Below are 19,602 nucleotides of genomic sequence, written 5' to 3'. Positions count from 1 at the left end.
GGCACCGCCGCGCCGATGACGTCATCGCCGGGGCGGGACGGTGACCGGATGATCGCTGCCGCAGGGCTCCCGGATCACGCGACCGAAGCCCCGGCCCGTGGCGGGCGGCCGGAAGGCGGCGAGGCGATGGTCCTCCGCTGCGGACAGGTGGTGATGACGTCATCGCCGGGGCGGGACGGTGACCGGATGATCGCTGCCACAGGGCTCCCGGATCACGCGACCGAAGCCCCGGCGCGCGGCGGGCAGCCGGAAGGCGGCGAGGCGATGGTCCTCCGCTGCGAAGTGGTGGTCCCGCGGCAGGGGCGCTCCCGTTGCCCGGAGATGGAGCCGGCGCCCGGCGGGGGGGTCATCCCGGCGATGGAGATCGCTTGTTTTCGCCGAGATCGTCGTCGCGATGGCAGCTTCGGCGGCAATGTCCGGCCTGAACGGGCCCGGGCTGGCGGAGATGCGCCGGCGAGGCTCGCCGGGCAGAAGCGACAGCCGCGCCCCGGCGATCCGAAGCGGCCCGCGGCGGCCGGAGGCGAGGGGCGCGCGGAGTGACTGCCCTGCGAGCGCCTACCGGCGACCGAAACGGTCGGGCCGGTCCCTGCCCGGTATCAGGCCGGGGCCCTGGGGGGGCGAGGTGCATCGGCATGCCGGCCATTCGGGAGAACTCGGCCTTCGGTTCCCCGGCGAGGCGATGGAGGCGCTCCGCGATCGTCGTCGCCGGGGCGCATCCCGGGCCGGTCCGCGGGTGCCGCGTGACCACGCGCGTGACCGCTATGCCGGTCCGGCAGCCCCGGAGCATGTCCACGACGCGATCCGGCGGGTCGTTCCCCGGGATCCGGCAGGTTGCCTGCGGGTCGATCCCGCGGCGAAGCCAAGGCGCCGGCTTGCGGCAGGCGGCGGCGCCGTCCGCTCCGTCCGTCAGGCCGGGTTGGAGAGCTCGATCAGGTTGCCGTCCGGGTCGCGCAGATAGAGCGAGCTGAGCGGCCCGGCGGCGCCGGTGCGCGGCACCGGTCCGTCCTCCACCGCGACGCCTGCGGCGAGGAGCCGCGCCCGCGCCGCCGCCACCGGCTCGGCGGTGAGGAAGCAGAGATCGCCGGAGCCGGGCAGGGGATGCGCCGCCTTCGGCTCGAATTCCCGCCCCGCCGCGTGCAGGTTGATCTTCTGCGTGCCGAAGGCGAGCGCCCGCCGGCCGCCGCCGAAGCGGACCTCCTCCATGCCGAGATGCGTGACGTAGAAGGCCACCGTGCGGTCGATATCGGCCACGGTGAGCACCAGATGGTCGAGGCTCTGGATCGGACCCTTGCGCATGCTATATGCCTAGCGCTCGGCGCAGGCAGGTGCAAGGAGGCGCGGCATGGCCCCAGCCGAAGGCGGGCGGATCGAGGCGAGCGAGCGGCGGGTCGACGCGATGGACCCCTGGGCCGCGGCGGCGCTGATCGCGACGCTCGAGCTGACGCGGCCGGAGCCGGGGCCGGGCGATCCGCTGCCCCCGCTCTGGCACTGGATGCATTTCCGCGAGGCGGCGCCGCGCGCCGCGCTCGGGGCCGACGGGCATCCGCTGCCGGGGCGGCTGTTTCCGCGGCCGGCGCAGCCGCGGCGGATGTGGGCCGGCGGGCGGCTGACGCTGCACGCGCCGCTGCCGCTCGGCGCGCCGGCGGAGAAGCTGACCACGGTTGCCGGGATCGCCGGGAAGGCGGGCCGCTCCGGCGCGCTCACCTTCGTCACGCTGCGCCACGAGATCACCGGCGCGGCGGGGCTCGCCGCGGTCGAGGAGCAGGACATCGTCTATCGCGAGGACCCGCCGCCCGGCAGCCCGGCCCCGGCGCCGCCGCCGGCGCGCGGCGACGAGACCGCGCGGCGGGTCTGGTCGCTCGATGCCACCGCGCTGTTCCGCTACTCGGCGCTCACCTTCAACGGCCACCGGATCCACTACGACGCGGACTATGCCCGCGGGGTCGAGGGCTATCCGGGGCTGGTGGTGCACGGGCCGCTGCTCGCGACGCTGCTGCTCGAGCTGACCGGCGAGCTGATGGGGCCGCCGCGGAGCTTCGCCTTCCGCGCCACCGCGCCGGTCTTCGCCGGCGAGCGCTTCGCCGCCTGCGCGCGCGAGGAGGGCGAGGGGCTCGCGCTCTGGATCCGCGGCGAGGATGGCCGGCTGGCGATGGCTGCCGAGGCGCGGCGATGAGCGGCCCCGGCCGCATCGGGCGCATCCAGCGCGGCTTCGGCCTGGCGGCGCTGGCGCTGCTCGGCTGGCTCGCCGGCTGCGCGCCGGCCAGCACCGGGCCGGTCTCCACCGGCCACCCGCTCGAGGGCGTGATCTGGGACGTTGCCGCCGGGCGGGCGATCTCCGAGGCCGAGCTGGCGGCGGCGCTGGATGCGGCGGATGTGGCGGTGCTCGGCGAGATCCACGACAATCCGGCGCATCACCGGCGCCAGGCCCGCATGGTGGCGGCGATCGCGCCCGCCGGCATCGCCTTCGAGATGGTGCCGGAGGCCAGCGAGGAGGGCATCCTGGTGTTCCGCGCCGAGGGCGGCGATGCGGCGGCGATCGGCCCGGCGATCGGCTGGGACCGGCTCGGCTGGCCCGACTGGGCGCTCTACCGCCCGGTCTTCGAGGCGGCGGGGGATGCCTATGTCGCCGGGGCGGCGGTGACGCGCGACCGGCTGAAGCTCGCGATCGGCGCGAGCGCCGGGATCGCCTTCGGCCCGGGGGCCAGGGCCTATGGGCTGGGGGCGCCGCTGCCGCCGGCCCAGCAGGCCGCGGCGGAGGCCGAGATGGTGGCCGCGCATTGCGGCGCGCTGCCGGCCTCGGCGGCGCCCGGCATGGTCGAGGCGCAGCGGCTGCGCGATGCCCGGCTGGCCCATGCGGTGCGCCGCGCCGCGGTGCTCGGCGGCGGCCAGGTGGCGGCGATCATGGGCAACGGCCATGCCCGGCGCGACCGGGGCATGCCGCTCTATCTCGCGGCCAGCGAGCCGGGGCTTGCGCTGCGCGTGCTCGGCCAGCTCGAGACCGATCCGGCGCGGCGGCAGGTGGCGGACTATCCGGCCGGGGCCCTGCCCTACGACTATGTCTGGTTCGCGCCGCCGGCAGACCGGGAGGACCCCTGTGCGGCGTTCCGGTGAGCCCGGCGGGGCGGTCTCAGCCGCCCTTGCGCAGCAGGAAGACCAGCACGCCGCCGGGCGCCTCCTCGAGCGCGAGCAGCGCATGGCCCTGCTCGGCGCAGAAATGCGGGATGTCGACCCGGGATGCCGGATCGTCGGCGCGCACCCGGAGCAGCGCGCCGGCGCCGAGCCCCTGCAGGCGCTTGCGGGTCTTGAGCACCGGCAGCGGGCAGAGCAGGCCGCAGGTGTCGAGCTCGTCCGGGGTCTCGGCGGCGGGGATGTCGGGGGTTTGGCTCATCGCTCCGTCCTAGCCGAGCGGCGGGGCCGGCTCAAGCGGGCGGCGCGGCGGCTCGTGGCCTCGGCGCTGATCGCTGGCGCCGCGGGGCCGGCCGGCGCGGCCGATGCCGGCGGCGCGGCGGCCTATGTGATCGAGGATGCGGCGCGGATCTCGCGGAGCCTCACCGGCGCGCCCGGCGACCCGGCCCGCGGCGCGGCGCTCTTTGCCGATGCCGGGGCGACCGGCTGCGCCGGCTGCCACGGGCAGGGCGATGCGCCGGGGCTGGCGGCGCTGCGGGCCTTCGCGGCCGAGGCCGGCGCCGGCGCGGTGCGGCTCGCCATCGTCGCGCCCGAGGTGCGCCGCCCGGGCAGCGCGATGCCCGGATATTTCGCCGCCGGGCAGCGGCTCGGCGCCGCGGACCCGCGCTATGGCGGCCCGCGGCTCACCGCGGCCGAGATCGAGGACCTGGTGGCCTTCCTGGCGGCGGCGCCGGCGCCGGATGCCGGGGCGGCGGCGGGCGAGACGCCGCCGGACTGACGCAGTTGTGAGCCGCCGCGCGCATCGTCGGGGCTTTCCCGCGGGCGGCGCTGCTCCTATTCGTCAGCCGTGGGGCGCGGGCTCCGGCAGGCTCGGCAGCAAGGGAGAGACGGCGTGGAGATCAGCCTCATCGGAGTGGCGACGGCCTTCGGCGGCGGCGTGGTGAGCTTCCTCAGCCCCTGCGTGCTGCCGCTGGCGCCGCCCTATCTCGCCTATCTCGGCGGCACCACGCTGGACCAGATCAGCGGCGAGGAGCAGGAGATCGACCGGGCCACCCAGCGGCGGGTCTTCGTCTCGGCCTGCTTCTTCGTGGCGGGGCTGGCGACGGTCTTCGTGGCGCTCGGCATGGGCGCCTCGGCGGTGGGCCAGACGCTGCTGCAGAACAAGACGCTGCTGGGGCAGATCGCCGGCGCGCTGATCATCGTGATGGGGCTGCATTTCCTGCATCTCCTGCGGCTGCCGTTCCTCAACCGCGAGGCGCGCTTCGCGGGGCCGGCGCGGGCCGGCGGCTATGGCACCAGCTACGTGATCGGGCTCGCCTTCGCGTTCGGCTGGACACCCTGCATCGGGCCGATCCTGGCGGCGATCCTGACCATGGCGGCGCAGGAGCAGACGCTGGCGGCGGGCACCGGGCTGCTCGCGGTCTATGCGCTGGGGCTCGGGCTGCCGTTCCTGGTCGCGGCGCTCTTCGTCGGGCCGTTCCTGCGCTGGGCGCGGCGCTTCCGCCGGCACATGGGGCTGGTCGAGAAGGCGATGGGGGCGCTGCTGGTGGCGGTCGGGCTGATGATGGTCACCGGCCGCTTCGAGCAGATGGCGTTCTGGCTGCTCGAGACCTTCCCGGTGCTCGGCCGGATCGGCTGACCGGCTTTTTCGGGGGGGAGCGGCGCGCCGCCCCCCATCGAGGGGGGCGCCGCGCCGGAGCCGGGCGGTGCCCGTCTCGCGCCCGTGGCGGGCGGCGATTTCAGGCCCGGGGGTCGGGGCCGCGGCGCGGGCTTCCGGCCCGGATTTCCCGCAGCACGAAGACCCGGATCGCGCTGGCCAGCGAGGCCGGCGGCATGCGTGCGGCGTCGATCTCGGCGGCGAGCGCGTTGACCGAGACGCCGCGGCCGGCGGCGAGTTCGCGGAAGGCGTCCCAGAAGGCGGCCTCGAGGCTGACCGAGGTGCGGTGGCCGCTGAGCGTGAGCGAGCGTTTCACCGGCCGGTCGGGCGCCTCCGGCTCAGCCATCGCCGTCCGGCCCGGGGCTGCCGGGGGCCGGCTCGCGGCGATGCGCCTCGAGATCGCGCGCGGCCTTCTCGCGCCGCGCCGCGGCGAGGCTGCGCGCCGCCCCGGGTACGCCATGCGCCGCGGCGCTGGCATCGGCGGCGGCGCGTTTCGCGGCCCGGTCGCGGGCCTTGCGGGCGCGGCGGAGATTGACCGGCGGGGCCGCGGGACGATCGTCGGGGCGGCCGTCGCGGTCGTCATCGGGACGGTCGTCGGGGTTGTCATCGGGGCGGTCGGGCATGGCGGCGCGCTCCTCCGGCTCAGAGATCCTTGGCGAAATGCACGCGGTGCAGGCCGTCGTCATGGGTCCGGCCGGTCTCACGGTAGCCGAGCCGCGGATAGAGCGCCAGCGCCCGGGACATCGCGGCATTGGTGTAGAGCGTGACCCGGGGATGGCCGCGGCGGCGGCCCTCGGCCTCGGCATAGGCGAGCAGGGTGCGGCCGAGCCCGCTGCCCTGCGCCGCGGGGCTCACCGCGAGGTTCTCGACATGCCAGTCGGCGCCCCGGGCGAAAGCGATCACGAAGCCCTGCGCCGGGCGCCGGGCGACCCAGACCCGCCCGGCGGCGATGGCGGCGGGAAAGTCCTGCAGCATCGGCGGCGGCTTGCGGCCGATCTCGGCGACATAGACGCCATAGGCGGCGCGCGCGATCGTGGCGAGCGCGGCGGCCTCCGAGAGCTCGGCCGGGCGGATCGTGCTCATCTGCTGTGCCGGCGCGCCGGCCGGACCTCGCTGCGTCGCTGCATGGCGGCATTCTCGCACAGACCGGCGCGGAGGGGGAGGGGCCGGCCGGCGCGCCCCGGTCAGCGCCCGGCGGACCCGATGGCATCCGATGGCATCCGATGGCCCGGGCCGTCGCCCCCGGCCGCTCCCGATGGCCTCCGACGGCCCGACCGGTCACCCCTGGGCCGCCCCCGATGGCATCCGACGGCCTGGCCGGTCGCCCCCGGCCGCCCCCGATGGTCCCCGATGGCCTGGCCGGTCGCCTCCGGGCCGCCCACGATGGCCTCCGATGGCCCGGCCGATCACCCCCGGGCCGCCCCGATGGCCTCCGACGGCCCGGGCGGTCGCCCCCGGCTGCTCCCGGTGGCCTCCGACGGCCCGGGCGGTCGCCCCCGGCCGTCCCCGATGGCCTCCGATGGCCCGGCCGGCGGCACCCGCTGGCCCGGCCGGCGCTCAGAGCCGCTCGGCCGAGAAGGTGTCGCAGGCGCCGATGCCGGCGCCGCGGTAGCCGGCGGCGAACCAGCGCTGGCGCTGCGCCGAGCTGCCATGGGTGAAGCTGTCGGGCACCACATGGCCCTGGCTGCGGCGCTGCAGCGCGTCGTCGCCGATCTGCGCCGCGGCGTTCATCGCCTCCTCGATGTCGCCGGGCTCGAGGCTGCCGAAGCGGCGCTCGGCGCGCTGCGCCCAGAGCCCGGCGAGGCAGTCGGCCTGCAGCTCGACCATCACCGAGATCGCGTTCGCCTCGGCTGCGCTGGCGCCGCGCCGGGCACGCGCGGTCTCGGCCATCACGCCCATCAGGTTCTGCACGTGATGCGCCACCTCGTGGGCGATCACATAGGCCCGGGCGAAATCGCCGCGGGCGCCGAGCTGGCGCTCGAGCGTGCGGAAGAAATCGGTGTCGAGATAGATCTGCCGGTCGGCCGGGCAGTAGAACGGCCCGCTCGCCGCGCTGGCGAAGCCGCAGGCCGAGCGCACCTGGCCGGCGAAGAGCACCAGGGTCGGCTCGGCATAGGCCGCGTCGTGGCGCGCGAACTCGGCGGTCCAGACCTCCTCGGTATCGGCCAGCACCACGGCGACGAATTCCTCGGTCTCGTCGTCGATGGTGTTGGGGCCGGCCGGGCTCTGGCCGGCCTCGCGGGGCGCCGGGACCATGCCGCCGCCGTCGCCGCCCTGCATCGCGGTCAGGAAGGGGGCGAGGTCGAGGCCGAAATACATCCCGACCAGCAGCACGACGATGCCGATCAGGCCGATGCCGCCGCGCCGCCGGGTGACCCGGCCGCGGCTGCGGCCCTGCGGTGCCGCGCGGCCGCCGCGCAGGATGCTGCCGAGGCCGCCCAGCCCGCCGCCGCGGCCGCCGCCACTGCCGCTGCCGCTCCGCCGGTCGGAGATGTTCCGGCTGCTTCGCCGTCCGCGCCATTTCATGCCTGTCTCCCCCTTGCCGCGGCGGCGGCCCGCCCGCTCCGCGCAGAATCTCACGCCCTCCATTGTAGCCCGGCGGGGCCGCACGTACATGGCTTGGCGGCGCGTGCCCGGACCCTCCGCGCGCCCCCGGTGCCGGCGGCCCGCCGGCCCGCCGGGATCGCCCGGTCCGCCGGAGATGCATCATGGTTCTGCCTGTCGGACTGCCTGCCCTCGCCGCGTCGGCGGCGCTCTTCGCGATCACCCGCCGCTGGCTCGGCCAGCCGCGGGCGGACCTGCCGGAGACCAGCCTCGGCATGCTCGGCTTCGTCGCCCTCGCGGTCGCCGCGCTGGCCGTCTTCGACGTCACCTGGGCGCTCGATCCGCTGTTCGCCGGCTGGTCCTGGCTCCGCACGCTCACCGCCGGTTTCGTCGCCGCGGCGCTGGTGGTCTTCGCCGCCGCGGTGATCGGCCGCGCCAGGGGCCGCCGGCGCCGGCGCAGCTAGGCCGGCCCGCCCGGCGCCGGCCGCCCTGCGATGGCCGTCCGGCGATGGCGCCGGCTGCGCGCGCGGCCCGGGGCACCACCAGGTCCGAGCGACCCGCCTCGGCGCGCGCGGTCGATCCCGGCCCGGCGCGGCAGCCACGGCATCGCGGCACCGCCCCTCGCGGTGAGCAGTCAGGCCGGCCGGCCTGGTGCCGACCGCCGGGGCCGGCCGCCTGGCGATTGCGCCGGCGGCGCGCGCGGCCCGGGGCATCGCCCGGCCCGAGCCTCCTGCCTCAGTGCGCGCGGTCGATCCCGGCCCGGCGCAGCAGCCCCGGCATCGCGACATCGCCTTTCGCGGTGAGCAGCCAGACCGGCCGGCCCGGCGCCGACCGCCTCGCGATGGTGGCGGCCGCGCGCCCGGCCCGGGATATTTGCCCGGCCCGAGCCTCCCGACTCAGCGCGCGCGGTCGATTCCGGCCCGGCGCGGCTGCCCCGGCATTGCGAGATCGCTCCTCGCGGTGAGCAGTCAGGCCGGCCGGCCTGGTGCCGACCGCCCGGGGCCGGCCGCCTGGCGATGGCGCCGGCCGCGCGCGCGGCCCGGGGCATCGCCCGGCCCGAGCGTCCCGCCTCAGTGCGCGCGGTCGATCCCGGCCCGGCGCAGCAGCCCCGGCATCGCGACATCGCCCTCCGCGGTGAGCAGCCAGACCGGCCGGGCCGCGCCGTCCGCGCCGATCGCGGTGGCCGGGGCGAGCCAGCCGGCCTCGACCAGCAGCCCGGCGAAGGCCGCCGCCTCGCGCGCGGCCGGGCCGGTGCCGGCGAACCCAATGGCGCCGTGGCCGCGCCGCGCGGTCGCCGCGACCGCCGCCCGGTCCGCCGGGTCGAGCGAGAGGAAATGCGCGAGCGCCGCCTCGCCCCAGGGCCCGTCGAGCCGGGCCTCCGCCGCGGCCCGGAGCTCCGCCGCCCGGGCCGGCGGCAGCAGCGCCGAGGCCCGCTCCGGCGTGCCGCCGCAATTGCCCGCGGCGAGCGCCAGCACCAGCAGCGCCGCGGCTGCCCTCACAGCAGCGCCTGCAGGATATGGGCGGCGAGCAGCAGCATCAGCGCCGCGCCGGCGGCGAACAGCGCGCGCAGGAAGCGCCGGCGCTTGATCTCGCGCAGCTGCGAGACGCTGAACAGCTCGGCGGCGATCTCGCGCAGCGGGTCGGCCTCCCGCGCGGCGGCGACATAGGCCGCCGGCTCGGCGAAGGCGCCGGCGCGGAGATAGAGCAGGCCGCGCCCGGACGGCCCCTGCACCGTCTTGCGCGTGGGGTAGAGCACATAGCCGAACATCACCGCCGGCAGCACCAGCGTCGCCCAGGCCGCGACGACGAAGCCGACGCTGATCGCGAAGCCGGGCTCGAGCGCGTCGGCGATCCGCTCGACCACGCCGAGCGCGAAGATGTAGCCGACGCCGACGATCTGGGCCTTGGTGTCATAGGCCCGGACGGCGATCAGCGCCTCGTCGAGCGCCGCCCTGGCGAGCATCCGCGCGCCGGCCTCCGCATCCGCGGGCGCGCCGGCGGCGGGGTCCGCGCTCACCGGCCCGTCACCGCGGGCCGATCATCAGCTCGGGGCGCACCACCCGCTCGAAGGTCGCCTCGTCGACGAAGCCGAGGCGGATCGCCTCCTCCTTCAGCGTGGTGCCGTTCCGGTGCGCGGTCTTGGCCACCTTGGTCGCGTTGTCGTAGCCGATCTCCGGGGCCAGCGCGGTCACCAGCATCAGGCTCTCGTTCAGCAGCCGGGCGATCCGCTCCTCGTTGGCGACGATGCCGCTCACGCAGTTGTCGGTGAAGGCCACCGCGGCGTCGCCGAGCAGCTGCATCGACTGCAGCAGGTTGTAGATCATCATCGGCTTGTAGACGTTGAGCTCGAAATGCCCCTGGCTGCCGGCGAAGCCGATCGCCGCGTCGTTGCCCATCACATGGGCGCAGACCTGGGTCAGCGCCTCGCACTGGGTCGGGTTCACCTTGCCCGGCATGATCGAGGAGCCCGGCTCGTTCTCCGGCAGCGAGAGCTCGCCGAGGCCGCAGCGCGGGCCGGAGCCGAGGAAGCGGATGTCGTTGGCGATCTTGAACAGGCTCGCCGCCACGGTGCGGCAGGCGCCGGACATCTCGACCACCGCGTCATGCGCGGCCAGCGCCTCGAACTTGTTCGGCGCGGTCTCGAAGGGCAGGCCGGTGATCCTGGCGATCTCCTCGGCGACCTTCTCGGCGAAGCCGGGCTTGGCATTGAGCCCGGTGCCGACCGCGGTGCCGCCCTGGGCGAGCTGGTAGATCTCGGCCAGCGCCCGGTCGACCCGCATGATGCCCTGCGCCACCTGGTGGGCATAGCCGCCGAACTCCTGGCCGAGGGTCAGCGGCGTCGCGTCCTGGGTGTGGGTGCGGCCGATCTTGATGATGCCCTCGAAGGCCTTCGCCTTGGCGTCGAGCGCGGCGTGCAGCTTCTGCAGCCCGGGGATCAGCACGGTCTGCGCGGTCATCGCCGCGGCGATGTGCATCGCGGTGGGGAAGGTGTCGTTCGAGCTCTGCGAGCGGTTGCAGTGGTCGTTGGGATGCACCGGGCTCTTCGAGCCCATCTCGCCGCCGAGGATCTCGATGGCGCGGTTCGAGATCACCTCGTTGGCGTTCATGTTCGACTGGGTGCCCGAGCCGGTCTGCCAGACCACCAGCGGGAAATGGTCGTCGAGCTTGCCGGTGGCGACCTCCGAGGCGGCCTGCACGATGGCGCGGCCGAGCTCGGGCTCGAGATTGCCGAGCGCCATGTTGGCCTCGGCCGCGGCCTGCTTGATGACGCCGAGGGCGCGCACCAGGGCGACGGGCTGCTTCTCCCAGCCGATCGGGAAGTTGCCGATCGAGCGCTGGGTCTGCGCGCCCCAGTAGCGGTCGGCGGGAACCTCGAGGGGGCCGAAGCTGTCGGTCTCGGTGCGGGTGGCGCTCATGGGCGATCTCCTCTCAAGCTGTCGCCTCGTCATAGCGGAGCCGGCGGGGCCTTCCAATGGGCCAGCACGCCGCGCTGCGGCCGGAGGTCTTGCGCCGGCGCTACCGCGGCGGCAAGAGGGGGGCGCCGGGCCCGCCCCCGGCTGGAGAGGGGAGATCCGATGTCCGACGAGGCCGCCCGCCTGCGCAAGCTCTATCTCGACCTGATCGAGACCGCGATCACCGGGCTGATCTATCGCGACCCGCCGCAGCAGACCAAGCGCTGGAAGACGCTGAGCTTCGCCGAGGACCGGCGCGCCATCGGCCGCGACCTGCCGTCCAGCGCGCATTCGATGATCGGCACCGCGCGGATGCGCAACCTGCGCCAGCTCGCCGAGACGGTGATCGCCGAGGGCGTGCCGGGCGACTTCATCGAGACCGGGGTCTGGCGTGGCGGCGCCTGCATCTATCTGCGCGCCATCCTCGCCGCGCACGGGCTGACCGACCGCACCGTCTGGGTGGCCGACAGCTTCCAGGGCCTGCCGCCGCCCGATGCCGAGAAATATCCGCGCGACAGGGGCGACAGGCATCACAGGAACGCGGCGCTGGCGATCTCCCGCGCCGAGGTCGAGGAGAACTTCCGCCGCTACGGGCTGCTCGACGCCCAGGTGCGGTTCCTCGAGGGCTGGTTCCGCGACACCCTGCCGGGGGCGCCGATCGGGCGGCTGGCGCTGCTGCGCCTCGACGGCGACATGTACGAATCGACCTGGGATGCCCTCGCCGCGCTCTATGACCGGGTGAGCCCCGGCGGCGCGGTGATCGTCGACGATTTCGGCGCGGTGCCGGCCTGCGCCGAAGCGGTGCGCGACTTCCTCGGGGAGCGCGGCGAGACCGTCGAGTTCACCGAGATCGACTGGACCGGCGTCTGGTGGCGCAAGGCCTGAGCGCGGAGCCGGGGCCAGCGGACCGCTGAGCGGACCGCCGCGCCGGCCGGCAGCACGGAGCGGCGGCGGCAAGGGTCACGGTCGCGAGGGATGGCGGCAGCGGGGCCGCCCGGGAAGGCTGCAACCCGGGGAAGTGCCTGGGGAGACCTCGGCCGGGGCACCGCGGATGCGTCGGGAGGGGAGAGCCTGGCCGGGGCGTCGCGCTCAGGTCTTGCGGAAGCGGTCGAGCCGGACGATGTCGGCCGAGCTGCCGCCGCCGTCGTCGCCGCCGTCATCGCCGTCATCGCTGCCGGCGGGCTCGCCGTCCGCGTCGCCGGTGCCGCGGGGCGGCTCGGCGGCGGGCACGAAATCGCCGCTCTCGCCCTCCTCGTCCTCGTCGAACTTGAGGCCGAACTTCACGGAGGGGTCGATGAAGGTCTGCACCGCCGCGAAGGGCACCACCAGCGTCTGCGGCTGGTTGGAGAAGTTGAGCGTCACCTGGAAGCGGTCGCCCAGCACCGCGAGATCGGCGAACCAGTCCTGCAGCACGATGGTCATCTCGCCCGGATAGCGCGCGCGCAGCCAGTCCGGCATGTCGACGCCGGGATGGGTGGTGTCGATGCCGATGTAGAAATGATGCTCGCCCGGCAGCCCGTGCTCGGCCACGTGACCGAGCACCTCGGCCATGAGACCGCGAAGCGCTTTCTGCATGAGCCGTCCGTAGTTTAGGCCGTCGCGGTTCGCCATCGCCACCTGTCCTTTCTCGCGCGACCATAGCCGATTCGCGACGCATGGAAAGGGGCGGCTTGTCTCGGCCAAGGGCCTCGGGTCGGGGCCGGCGCGCATTGTGCCGGGGCGTTGCGCAGAGGCACCGGCCGGCGGCGCCGCCGCGCGGGGCGCCGGCGGGGGATGCCCCCGCCGGGCCGGCCGCGCCGCGCGGCTCAGAAGGTCTCCTTCACCTGCTCCTCGAGATCCGTGACCATCTCGTTGACGCCGTATTCCTCGGAGAGTTCCTCGACGGTCTGCATCAGGTCGGAGAGCGGGCCGCCATCGGGCACGAAGGCCGAGGCCGGAAGCTGCTTCAGCTTGGCCAGCATCTCCTCGAAGTCGCCGCGGGCCCATTCGTCGGAGAGCCGCGCCGGGTCGCCGGCGAAGAGCAGCGCCTTGGAGCACATCGCCCGCACCGTCTTGGTCTTGCCGAGGCCGAGCCAGGTCAGCTCGTAGGGCGCCTTGCGGTTGAGGTAGTAGGCGCTGTCGGTGCGCGCCACCGCCGGCGAGAGGATGCCCATGATGGTGAGCTCCTCGTCCGAGGCCTCGTTGATCGTGCCCTCGGTCGGGTTCGGATAGGCGTAGAACACGCCGACCGCGCCGCGGGTGTCCTTGACCTTGGCGATCTGCGCCTCCATGCCCGAGACATAGGCGAATTTCGGGGTCATGCCCTGCAGCGCCGGCTCCGCCTCGAAGATCTTCTTCACGAAGGCCTCCGAGCCCGAGCCCTCGGCGACCACGAAGGTCACGCGCTTGGCGTTCTCCATCACCGAGGCCCAGTTCGGCAGCCGCGGCTCGTTGGTGTAGGCCATGGCGCATTCGCCGGGCAGGTCGTTGCGCAGGATCATCGTGCGGCCGGCCTCGACCGCGTCATAGGTGAGCCCGCCCTGGCCGATGCCGAAGCAGATGTTGTCGGTCTCCTCGGCGCAGGCATTGGCATTGGCCACGGCGCCGCCCGAGGGCACCCGCCGCACGGTGTAGCCATAGGGCTCGGACAGCTCTTCGAGCACCTCCTTGAGGCCCTGCCCCATGCCGTTGTGATAGGTCGAGCCTTCGCCGGTCGGGGCGCCGCCGGTGTAGATCACGATGTCGGTCGCGGCTGCGGGCATGGCCAGCAGGCCGAGCGCGAGCCCCAGGGCGGGGAATGTGAGGTGACGGGTCATGCGGCGTCCTTTCAGGTTGTCTGCTATCCCCTCGAGGCGCCTCGGCGGGCGCCTTCACTATCGCGCGAGGATAGCGATCCGGGATCGCCGCTTCAACGCGGCTGGGCCGGCCGGCCGTCGTTGCCGCAGGGAGGGGCGGGCGGCCCGCGCCAGGCTGCGGCCCGGACCCGCGCGCCGGGGGCGCCCCGCGCCGCGGCGAAGTGCCGGGCCGGGGGCGCCCCGCGCCGCGGCGAGGCGCCGGGCCGGAGGTTCGCCGGGCGGGTTCGCGCGAACCTCCGTTCGGCACGGAAACCGGTGCGGCGCGGCGGTTCGCGGGAACCTTTTGGCCGCGAACCTTGGTGCCGCCGCCGCGGGAAAGTTCCGGAGGGCGAGGTTCGGCGCGAACCTCCGGGCGGCGCGGTGCGAGCGCGCCGCCTCCCGGGATGGGCCGCGCCGGGTCGGGCCGGGTCGGGCCGGACAGGGCCGCGCGGCTCAGCCCCGCTCGACGAAGATCACCTCGACGCGGCGGTTGAGCTGGCGCCCGGTCGCCGAGGCGTTGGAGGCGATCGGCGAGCTCTCGCCGAGGCCGGAATAGACGATTCGCGGGGTGTCGACGCCCTGGGCCAGCAGCGCATCGGCCACCGCGGCGGCGCGGCGCTCCGACAGGCCCTGGTTGTAGCGCGCCGGGCCGCGGGCATCGGCATGGCCCTCGATCACCACCGCCTCGCCCGGATGGGCGCGCAGATAGGCGGCGATGCGCTGCACGCGGGTCAGCCCGGCCGGGGTCAGCGCGGCCTCGTCGGTCTCGAACAGCACGTCGCCGAGGGTCACCACGGTGCCGCGGTCGGTCACCTCGGCCTCGAGCGCCTCGAGCCGCGCGCTCAGCGCCGCATTGGCGGCGGCCAGCGCCGCGGCCTCGGACTGCGAGCTGTCGGCCTGCACGGATCGCGAGATCGCCAGCGCCTCGTTGGCATCGGCGCGGGCGCGCTCGGCCAGCAGGCGCGCCTCCTCGTCGTCGCCGTCCTCGGCCAGCAGCCGCGCCTCGGCGAGCTGGGCATGGGCGCTGTCGAGCTGCGCGGTGGCCAGCCGCGCGGCGCCGGAGCGCTGGGCATCGGCGATCGCGGCATCGGCCTTGGCGATCGGGGTTTCGGTATCGACGCTGGCGCAGGCGGCGAGCGCCAGCGCCAGGGTGGCGGACATGATCGGGGCGGATTTCATCGCTGATCTCCTCTCGTCTCGGTCCAGTTGCGTCGGTGCAACAGGTGTCACACCGGGTGTGGCGGGACAGATGGGAAGATCGGCGGGCAAGTAAAGATCACGTTGCGTAAGGCATGGCCGGCGGCCGGGGCGCGCAACGGGCGCCCTGGCGCGGCAGGCCGGCCGCGATGATGGGAGTCGCGATGGAGGGAAGTGCAGGCTTCTGTTGCCAGGTGCCTGCGAACCCCGCCCAAAGCGGCTAAGCCTTAGGACTTAAGTATCGGTAACCAGCGCTGCATTACGCAGCGAGAGCCACCGGAGCACGGTTGTCATTGGCAACTGTACTTTGCGGACCGATAACGGTGGTACCTCACCGAGTGAAAGCTAACCCCTTTAGACGTCCGTCGATCCTGTTTCGGCCCCTTGTCCCGCTGAGGATTTGGTGGAGCCGCCGGGTACCGCCCCCGGGTCCGATCCGTTTATTACGAGCGCGTTTATCACCATAGTCCCCGGAGGGACGCCTTCAGATATAGCGCGGGCAGGGGGCGGATTGAAGCCCCTTCCGGCGCGCCGCGGCATCGGCCCCGGCAAAAAGCCTCACGCGTGCAGCCAATGCCGCAAATCTTTGTTACCGTCCCGCAGCGAAGGAGGCGGCGGGCTGCCCCGTGTGATGCCCGACAGGATGTCCGACCGCCGAAAGATGCCGCAAAGGCCCGCAGGGAGAAGACGCATGACCCGATCCAACCGCATCCGTGCCGCCCTCGGAGCCGGCCTGCTCGCCCTCTCGGGGCTGCTCGGGCCGCTCGCCGCCCAGCCCGCCGCCGCCGCGGAACGCATCGCGCTGGTGATCGGCAACCGCGCCTACCAGCACGCCCCGGAGGCGGTGAGCGCCCGGCGCGACGCCGAATCGGTCGCCGCGGCGCTGCGCGACTCGGGCTACGAGGTGATCCTCGGCCTCGACCTCGACCGCCGCGACATGCGCGGCGCGCTGGAGCGCTTCACCACCGGGCTCGAGGATGCCCGCAAGGCGGTGGTGTTCTATTCCGGCCACGCGATCCGCAGCGGCGGGCGCAGCTATCTCGCGCCGGTGGACGCGCGCAATCCGAGCCTCGCCTCGGTGCTGCTCGAGACCGTGCCGCTGGAGCTGGTGCTGCGCCTCGCCGCGCTGGCCGAGGAGGGCGCGGTGGTCTTCGTCGATGCCGCCCAGCTCGCCGGCTTCGTGCCGCGCGACTTCGCCGAGCCGGGGCTGGCCGAGATCGCCGCGCCGGAGGGCGTGCTGGTGGTCTCGGCGGCGCCGCCGGGCCGGGCGATCCGCCGCGCCGACGGCCGCGACAGCCGCTTCGCCCGGCTGGTGATCGACCGCTTCCTCGAGCCCGACGCCCCGGCCGGGGAGGTCGCCGGCACGGTCGGCGGCACGCTCTGGCAGACCGGCGCGGCGGCGCCGGATTTCGCCATCGTCGAGGCGCCCGGCGTCGGGGCCGGCGCCGAGCTCGCCCGCGAGATCGAGCTGGCCTTCTGGCAGGCGGCGGAGCGCTCCGGCGCGGCGGAGGACTACGAGGCCTATCTGGCGCGCTACCCGGAGGGCGAGTTCGTCGCCATCGCGCGCAACCGGCTGCGCCAGATCGAGCGCGACGCCCGCGCCCCGGAGGAGCTCGCCGAGGAGGCGCTCGGGCTCGACCGCAAGACCCGCCGGCAGCTGCAGCGCGCGCTCGGCGCGCTCGGCCACGACCCGCGCGGCGTCGACGGCATCTTCGGCCCGGCCAGCCGCGCCGCGATCCGCGACTGGCAGCGCGCCAGCGGCTACCCGGCGACCGGCTACCTGGCGGCGCCGCAGCCGCAGGCGATCCTCGCCGCCGCCGCGCGCCGCGAGGAGGAGGCCCGCCGCGCCGAGGAGGCCCGCCGCCACGCCGCCGAGGAGGCCGAGCGGCGCTACTGGGAGCAGACCGGCGCCAGCGGCACGATCCCGGCGCTGCGGGCCTATCTCGAGCGCTACCCGGAGGGGATCTTCGCCGAGCAGGCCGAGGCCCGGCTCGACGAGATGATCCGCGACAGCGTCGATCGCGGCCGCGAGCAGGACCGGCGCTTCTGGGAGCAGATGGCCAAGCGCAACACCGCCGAGGCCTACCGCGCCTATCTCGCGCGCTTCCCGCGGGGGCTCTATGCCGCCAAGGCCGAGCGCCGCCTCGCCCGCATCGAGGAGCGCGAGCGCGACGTCGCCGAGCAGCGCCGCTTCGAGAAGATCGAGGCCAAGCTCGGGCTGAACCGCGACGACCGCCGCTCGGTGGAGATCCGCCTCGGCCGGCTCGGCTACGAGCCCGGCAACCCGGACGGCGTGTTCGACCAGCGCAGCCGCGCCGCGATCGCCGAGTTCCAGCGCGACCACAACCTGCCGAGCACCGGCTATCTCGACCGGCGCAACCTGGTGCTGCTGGTGCAGATCACCCGCAACCAGCGCGCCCAGGAGATCACCCCCGGCCAGGTGATCGACCAGCTGATGCGCCAGATCCAGCGCGACCGCGCGAAGTAGCGCGGCGCCGGCGCCGCCTGCCTCAGGGGCGGGCGGCGTCGCGCCGCTCGAGCCCGGCGGCGAGCCAGGCCCCGGCCAGCAGCACCGCCGCCGCGGCGAGGCCGGGCCACATGTAGCCGCCGGTCGCCTCGCGCGCCCAGCCGGCCAGCGCCGGGGCGATCATCTGCCCGGTGCCGAAGCTCGCGGTCATCAGCCCCATCACCCGGCGCCCGTCGCCGCCGGCGCGCCGGTCGGCCTCGACCAGCCCCAGCGCCGTCGCCCCCATGAAGGTGCCGCCGAGCGCCACCGCCGCGATGGTGAGCGCCGCGGTGCCCGAGGCCAGCGCGCCGAGCGCCACCCCGGCGGCCTCGATCAGCAGCGCCAGGCGAAACGCCCAGAGCACCCCGCGGCGCCTGCCGACCCGGCTCCAGAGCGCCACCGAGGGCGCCGCCGCGAGCCCCACCGCGAGCCAGATCAGCGTCTCCGCCAGCCGCCCGCTGGCGCCCTCGCGCAGCATCGCCACGAGGAAGGTCGCGAGGATCACGTAGCCGAAGCCGAGGCAGCCATAGGCGGCGATCAGCCGCCAGAGGCCCCGCGCTTCGGCGCCGCCCGCGCCGGTGCCGCCGGTCGGCGCCGCCGCCGCCGGCAGCAGCAGCGCGGCGCCGGCCAGCAGCACCGCGGTCAGCGCCCCGCCGGCGAGCCAGACCGCCGCCCAGTCGGCCGGGCCGGCCACCCAGGGCGCCGCGATCAGCGCCGAGAGCGCGATCCCCGCGCCGACGCCGCCGAAGAACAGCGCCGAGAGCCCGGAGCGGCCCGCCACCCGCAGCCAGCCCAGCACCAGCGCCGAGAGGTTGACCAGCACCACGGCGCTCGCCACGCCGCCGGCAAAGCGCATCGCCGCCCAGCCGAGCGGCCCGGTGGCCAGCGCCATGCCGGCAGAGGTCAGCGCGCTCGCCGCCAGCGCGGCCAGCAGCACGCTCTTCGCCGCGCGGCGCTGCGGCAGCAGCCCGGCCGCCACCGCGCCGAGCAGGTAGCCGGCATAGTTCGCCGCCGCGATCAGCCCGGCCTCGGCCGCGCCGAGCCCGGCGCCCGCCGTCATCATCGGCAGCGCCGGGGTCAGCAGGAAGCGCCCGATCCCCATCGCGCCGGCCAGCGCCAGCAGCCCGCCGAGCGCCACCGCCAGCGCGCCGGGCGCCGCTGCCGCCGCCTCCCGGGCCGCCGCCCGGGCCGCCGCCGCGCCGCCAGTTCGGGGTTGCTCGTCCATCGGTCTCTCCTGCCGCTCTGCCGCCGGGGCCGGCGCTGCCGTCTTGCAGGGCAGGGGGCGCCGGCCCATATCTCGGGAGGGGCCGGGCGCTGCAGGATGCGGGCCCGGTCCCGGGAAGTCGCTTGTATCGAGGACGGCCGCACCATGTCACGCATCTCGCTCGCCTCAAACCCGTTCCTGCTGGGCTTCGAGGGGCTCGACGAACTCGTCGAACGCGCGCAGCGCAGCAGCGCCGAGGGATTTCCACCCTACAACATCCTGCAGATCGACGCCGACCGCTACCGCATCACGCTGGCCGTCGCCGGCTTCGCGCCCGAGGATCTCTCGGTGACCGTCGAGGGCGGCAGCCTGGTGGTGCGCGGCCGCCGCGGCGCCGAGGCCGGCGAGCGCGAGTTCCTGCATCGCGGCATCGCGCTGCGGCCGTTCCAGCGCAGCTTCGTGCTGGCCGAGCGCATGGAGGTGACCGGCGCGCATTTCGAGATCGGGCTGCTGCATGTGGATCTCGAGCGCCGCGCCGCCGAGGCGCGGCCGACCCGCATCCCGATCGACACGCCGGGGTGAGACGCCGTCCGCCATGATCGCGCCCGCGCCGCCCCAGACCCGCATGCCGTCGGAATTCCCGGTGCCGCCCGTTGAACAGGCGGGCAGGGCCGGGGCGCAAACCGCCGGCAGCCCGATCCCCGGGCATCCGGGGGCACCAGGAGGCGCCGCAACGGGCCGGGCCGCAGACCGGCCGGCCGGACCGCCCGGAGGGGCGGCAGCGGCGCCGTCCCACCAACACAGGAAAGGACCGAAGCCATGAGCAAGCAGAACGAGACCGCCGGGAAGCCCGCCCTGCGCCCGATCGTCTATGTCCGCGAGGCCGATCGCGACAGCCTGCCGCCGGAGCTGCAGAAGGCCGCGGGCAAGATCTACGCGATCCACGATGCGAGCGGGAACCAGCTCGCCCTGGCGCCGGACCGCCGCCACGCCTTCGCCCTGGCCCGGCGCAACGACCTCCTGCCGATCAGCGTGCACTGACCCGCGCCACCGGCCCCGGCCCCTGGCCCCGTCCCCGCCGCGGGCCGCCGACACCGGCCACC

Annotated in this window: 23 protein-coding genes and 1 other RNA gene; 10 read left to right on the top strand and 14 right to left on the bottom strand. The window is 75.2% G+C overall.

The window, feature by feature from the left end; genetic code table 11:
* Window positions 1-48: 48 nt before the first annotated feature.
* Window positions 49-540, top strand: a complete 492-nt coding sequence (locus QSJ97_RS10310) for a hypothetical protein (protein ID WP_285671671.1) — start codon at window positions 49-51, stop codon at window positions 538-540.
* Window positions 541-906: 366 nt separating this feature from the next.
* On the opposite strand, the gene QSJ97_RS10305 is transcribed toward QSJ97_RS10310, so the two are convergent.
* Window positions 907-1,296, bottom strand: a complete 390-nt coding sequence (locus QSJ97_RS10305) for a VOC family protein (protein WP_285671670.1) — start codon at window positions 1,294-1,296, stop codon at window positions 907-909.
* Window positions 1,297-1,342: 46 nt separating this feature from the next.
* On the opposite strand from QSJ97_RS10305, the gene QSJ97_RS10300 reads away from it, so the two are divergent.
* Both QSJ97_RS10300 and QSJ97_RS10295 read left to right on the top strand, forming a co-directional pair.
* Window positions 1,343-2,173, top strand: a complete 831-nt coding sequence (locus tag QSJ97_RS10300; protein WP_285671669.1) for an HTD2 family dehydratase — start codon at window positions 1,343-1,345, stop codon at window positions 2,171-2,173.
* Window positions 2,170-3,111, top strand: a complete 942-nt coding sequence (locus tag QSJ97_RS10295) for a ChaN family lipoprotein (RefSeq protein ID WP_285671668.1) — start codon at window positions 2,170-2,172, stop codon at window positions 3,109-3,111. Before QSJ97_RS10300 ends, QSJ97_RS10295 begins: the two co-directional genes overlap by 4 nt.
* A gap of 16 nt (window positions 3,112-3,127) precedes the next feature.
* Here the strand turns inward: QSJ97_RS10295 and QSJ97_RS10290 are convergent, their stop codons facing one another.
* Window positions 3,128-3,388 (bottom strand): sulfurtransferase TusA family protein, encoded by a 261-nt coding sequence (locus QSJ97_RS10290; RefSeq protein ID WP_285671667.1) that lies wholly within the window; start codon window positions 3,386-3,388, stop codon window positions 3,128-3,130.
* Between QSJ97_RS10290 and QSJ97_RS10285 the strand changes: the two genes are divergently transcribed.
* Together QSJ97_RS10285 and QSJ97_RS10280 are read left to right on the top strand one after the other, a co-directional pair.
* The gene (locus QSJ97_RS10285; RefSeq protein ID WP_285671665.1) at window positions 3,380-3,904 is read left to right on the top strand and encodes a c-type cytochrome; all 525 of its coding nucleotides are present in this window, start codon (window positions 3,380-3,382) and stop codon (window positions 3,902-3,904) included. The genes QSJ97_RS10290 and QSJ97_RS10285 overlap by 9 nt on opposite strands.
* Window positions 3,905-4,018: 114 nt before the next feature.
* Window positions 4,019-4,765, top strand: a complete 747-nt coding sequence (locus tag QSJ97_RS10280; RefSeq protein WP_285671664.1) for a cytochrome c biogenesis CcdA family protein — start codon at window positions 4,019-4,021, stop codon at window positions 4,763-4,765.
* A 100-nt stretch (window positions 4,766-4,865) separates the two neighbouring features.
* Here QSJ97_RS10280 and QSJ97_RS10275 read toward each other — a convergent pair whose 3' ends face one another.
* The 4 genes from QSJ97_RS10275 to ypfJ form a co-directional block, all read right to left on the bottom strand.
* Window positions 4,866-5,129, bottom strand: a complete 264-nt coding sequence (locus QSJ97_RS10275) for a ribbon-helix-helix domain-containing protein (protein WP_285671663.1) — start codon at window positions 5,127-5,129, stop codon at window positions 4,866-4,868.
* Window positions 5,122-5,406: a DUF4169 family protein gene (locus QSJ97_RS10270; RefSeq protein ID WP_285671662.1), complete on the bottom strand. Its 285-nt coding sequence runs from the start codon at window positions 5,404-5,406 to the stop codon at window positions 5,122-5,124. The genes QSJ97_RS10275 and QSJ97_RS10270 overlap by 8 nt, the downstream gene beginning before the upstream one ends.
* Before the next feature lie 19 nt (window positions 5,407-5,425).
* Window positions 5,426-5,866, bottom strand: coding sequence for a GNAT family N-acetyltransferase (locus tag QSJ97_RS10265; RefSeq protein WP_285671660.1), 441 nt, complete (start codon window positions 5,864-5,866; stop codon window positions 5,426-5,428).
* 474 nt (window positions 5,867-6,340) lie between these two features.
* A complete protein-coding gene (gene ypfJ / locus QSJ97_RS10260) occupies window positions 6,341-7,309 on the bottom strand; it encodes a KPN_02809 family neutral zinc metallopeptidase (protein WP_285671659.1) in 969 nt (322 codons plus the stop codon).
* A gap of 182 nt (window positions 7,310-7,491) precedes the next feature.
* On the opposite strand from ypfJ, the gene QSJ97_RS10255 reads away from it, so the two are divergent.
* Complete coding sequence (locus QSJ97_RS10255) at window positions 7,492-7,791, top strand: hypothetical protein (protein WP_285671658.1); 300 nt, start codon at window positions 7,492-7,494, stop codon at window positions 7,789-7,791.
* Between the two features lie 606 nt (window positions 7,792-8,397).
* On the opposite strand, the gene QSJ97_RS10250 is transcribed toward QSJ97_RS10255, so the two are convergent.
* From QSJ97_RS10250 to fumC, 3 genes are read right to left on the bottom strand one after another with little or no spacing between them, the layout of a single operon-like run.
* Entirely contained in the window at window positions 8,398-8,826 is a 429-nt protein-coding gene (locus QSJ97_RS10250) for a hypothetical protein (RefSeq protein ID WP_285671657.1), read from the bottom strand.
* Window positions 8,823-9,344 (bottom strand): Pycsar system effector family protein, encoded by a 522-nt coding sequence (locus tag QSJ97_RS10245; protein WP_285671656.1) that lies wholly within the window; start codon window positions 9,342-9,344, stop codon window positions 8,823-8,825. Before QSJ97_RS10245 ends, QSJ97_RS10250 begins: the two co-directional genes overlap by 4 nt.
* Window positions 9,345-9,351: 7 nt before the next feature.
* The gene (gene fumC / locus QSJ97_RS10240) at window positions 9,352-10,743 is read right to left on the bottom strand and encodes a class II fumarate hydratase (RefSeq protein WP_285671655.1); all 1,392 of its coding nucleotides are present in this window, start codon (window positions 10,741-10,743) and stop codon (window positions 9,352-9,354) included.
* Window positions 10,744-10,902: 159 nt separating this feature from the next.
* Between fumC and QSJ97_RS10235 the strand changes: the two genes are divergently transcribed.
* The gene (locus tag QSJ97_RS10235; RefSeq protein ID WP_285671654.1) at window positions 10,903-11,664 is read left to right on the top strand and encodes a TylF/MycF family methyltransferase; all 762 of its coding nucleotides are present in this window, start codon (window positions 10,903-10,905) and stop codon (window positions 11,662-11,664) included.
* Between the two features lie 204 nt (window positions 11,665-11,868).
* On the opposite strand, the gene QSJ97_RS10230 is transcribed toward QSJ97_RS10235, so the two are convergent.
* From QSJ97_RS10230 to ssrA, 4 genes are all read right to left on the bottom strand, one after another.
* Window positions 11,869-12,354, bottom strand: a complete 486-nt coding sequence (locus QSJ97_RS10230) for an SspB family protein (protein WP_352231072.1) — start codon at window positions 12,352-12,354, stop codon at window positions 11,869-11,871.
* A gap of 230 nt (window positions 12,355-12,584) precedes the next feature.
* Entirely contained in the window at window positions 12,585-13,574 is a 990-nt protein-coding gene (locus QSJ97_RS10225; RefSeq protein ID WP_285671652.1) for a TAXI family TRAP transporter solute-binding subunit, read from the bottom strand.
* A 471-nt stretch (window positions 13,575-14,045) separates the two neighbouring features.
* Window positions 14,046-14,771, bottom strand: a complete 726-nt coding sequence (locus QSJ97_RS10220) for an OmpA family protein (protein WP_285671651.1) — start codon at window positions 14,769-14,771, stop codon at window positions 14,046-14,048.
* Between the two features lie 191 nt (window positions 14,772-14,962).
* Window positions 14,963-15,309: a transfer-messenger RNA gene (gene ssrA, locus QSJ97_RS10215) on the bottom strand.
* Window positions 15,310-15,480: 171 nt separating this feature from the next.
* Here ssrA and QSJ97_RS10210 point away from each other — a divergent pair.
* Window positions 15,481-17,277 (top strand): peptidoglycan-binding protein, encoded by a 1,797-nt coding sequence (locus QSJ97_RS10210; RefSeq protein ID WP_285671650.1) that lies wholly within the window; start codon window positions 15,481-15,483, stop codon window positions 17,275-17,277.
* Between the two features lie 22 nt (window positions 17,278-17,299).
* Here QSJ97_RS10210 and QSJ97_RS10205 read toward each other — a convergent pair whose 3' ends face one another.
* Entirely contained in the window at window positions 17,300-18,520 is a 1,221-nt protein-coding gene (locus QSJ97_RS10205; RefSeq protein WP_285671649.1) for a YbfB/YjiJ family MFS transporter, read from the bottom strand.
* 144 nt (window positions 18,521-18,664) lie between these two features.
* Between QSJ97_RS10205 and QSJ97_RS10200 the strand changes: the two genes are divergently transcribed.
* Both QSJ97_RS10200 and QSJ97_RS10195 read left to right on the top strand, forming a co-directional pair.
* Window positions 18,665-19,081: an Hsp20 family protein gene (locus QSJ97_RS10200; protein ID WP_285671648.1), complete on the top strand. Its 417-nt coding sequence runs from the start codon at window positions 18,665-18,667 to the stop codon at window positions 19,079-19,081.
* 237 nt (window positions 19,082-19,318) lie between these two features.
* A complete protein-coding gene (locus tag QSJ97_RS10195; protein ID WP_285671647.1) occupies window positions 19,319-19,540 on the top strand; it encodes a DUF1150 family protein in 222 nt (73 codons plus the stop codon).
* The last annotated feature ends 62 nt before the right edge of the window (window positions 19,541-19,602 follow it).

The sequence above is a fragment of the Paralimibaculum aggregatum genome, from assembly GCF_030270585.1.
In the GTDB taxonomy this organism is placed as follows: Bacteria; Pseudomonadota; Alphaproteobacteria; order Rhodobacterales; family Rhodobacteraceae; genus Thermohalobaculum; species Thermohalobaculum aggregatum.
The sequence above is the reverse complement of the archived record's forward strand: the minus strand, read 5'-3'. Positions and strand labels throughout refer to the sequence as shown.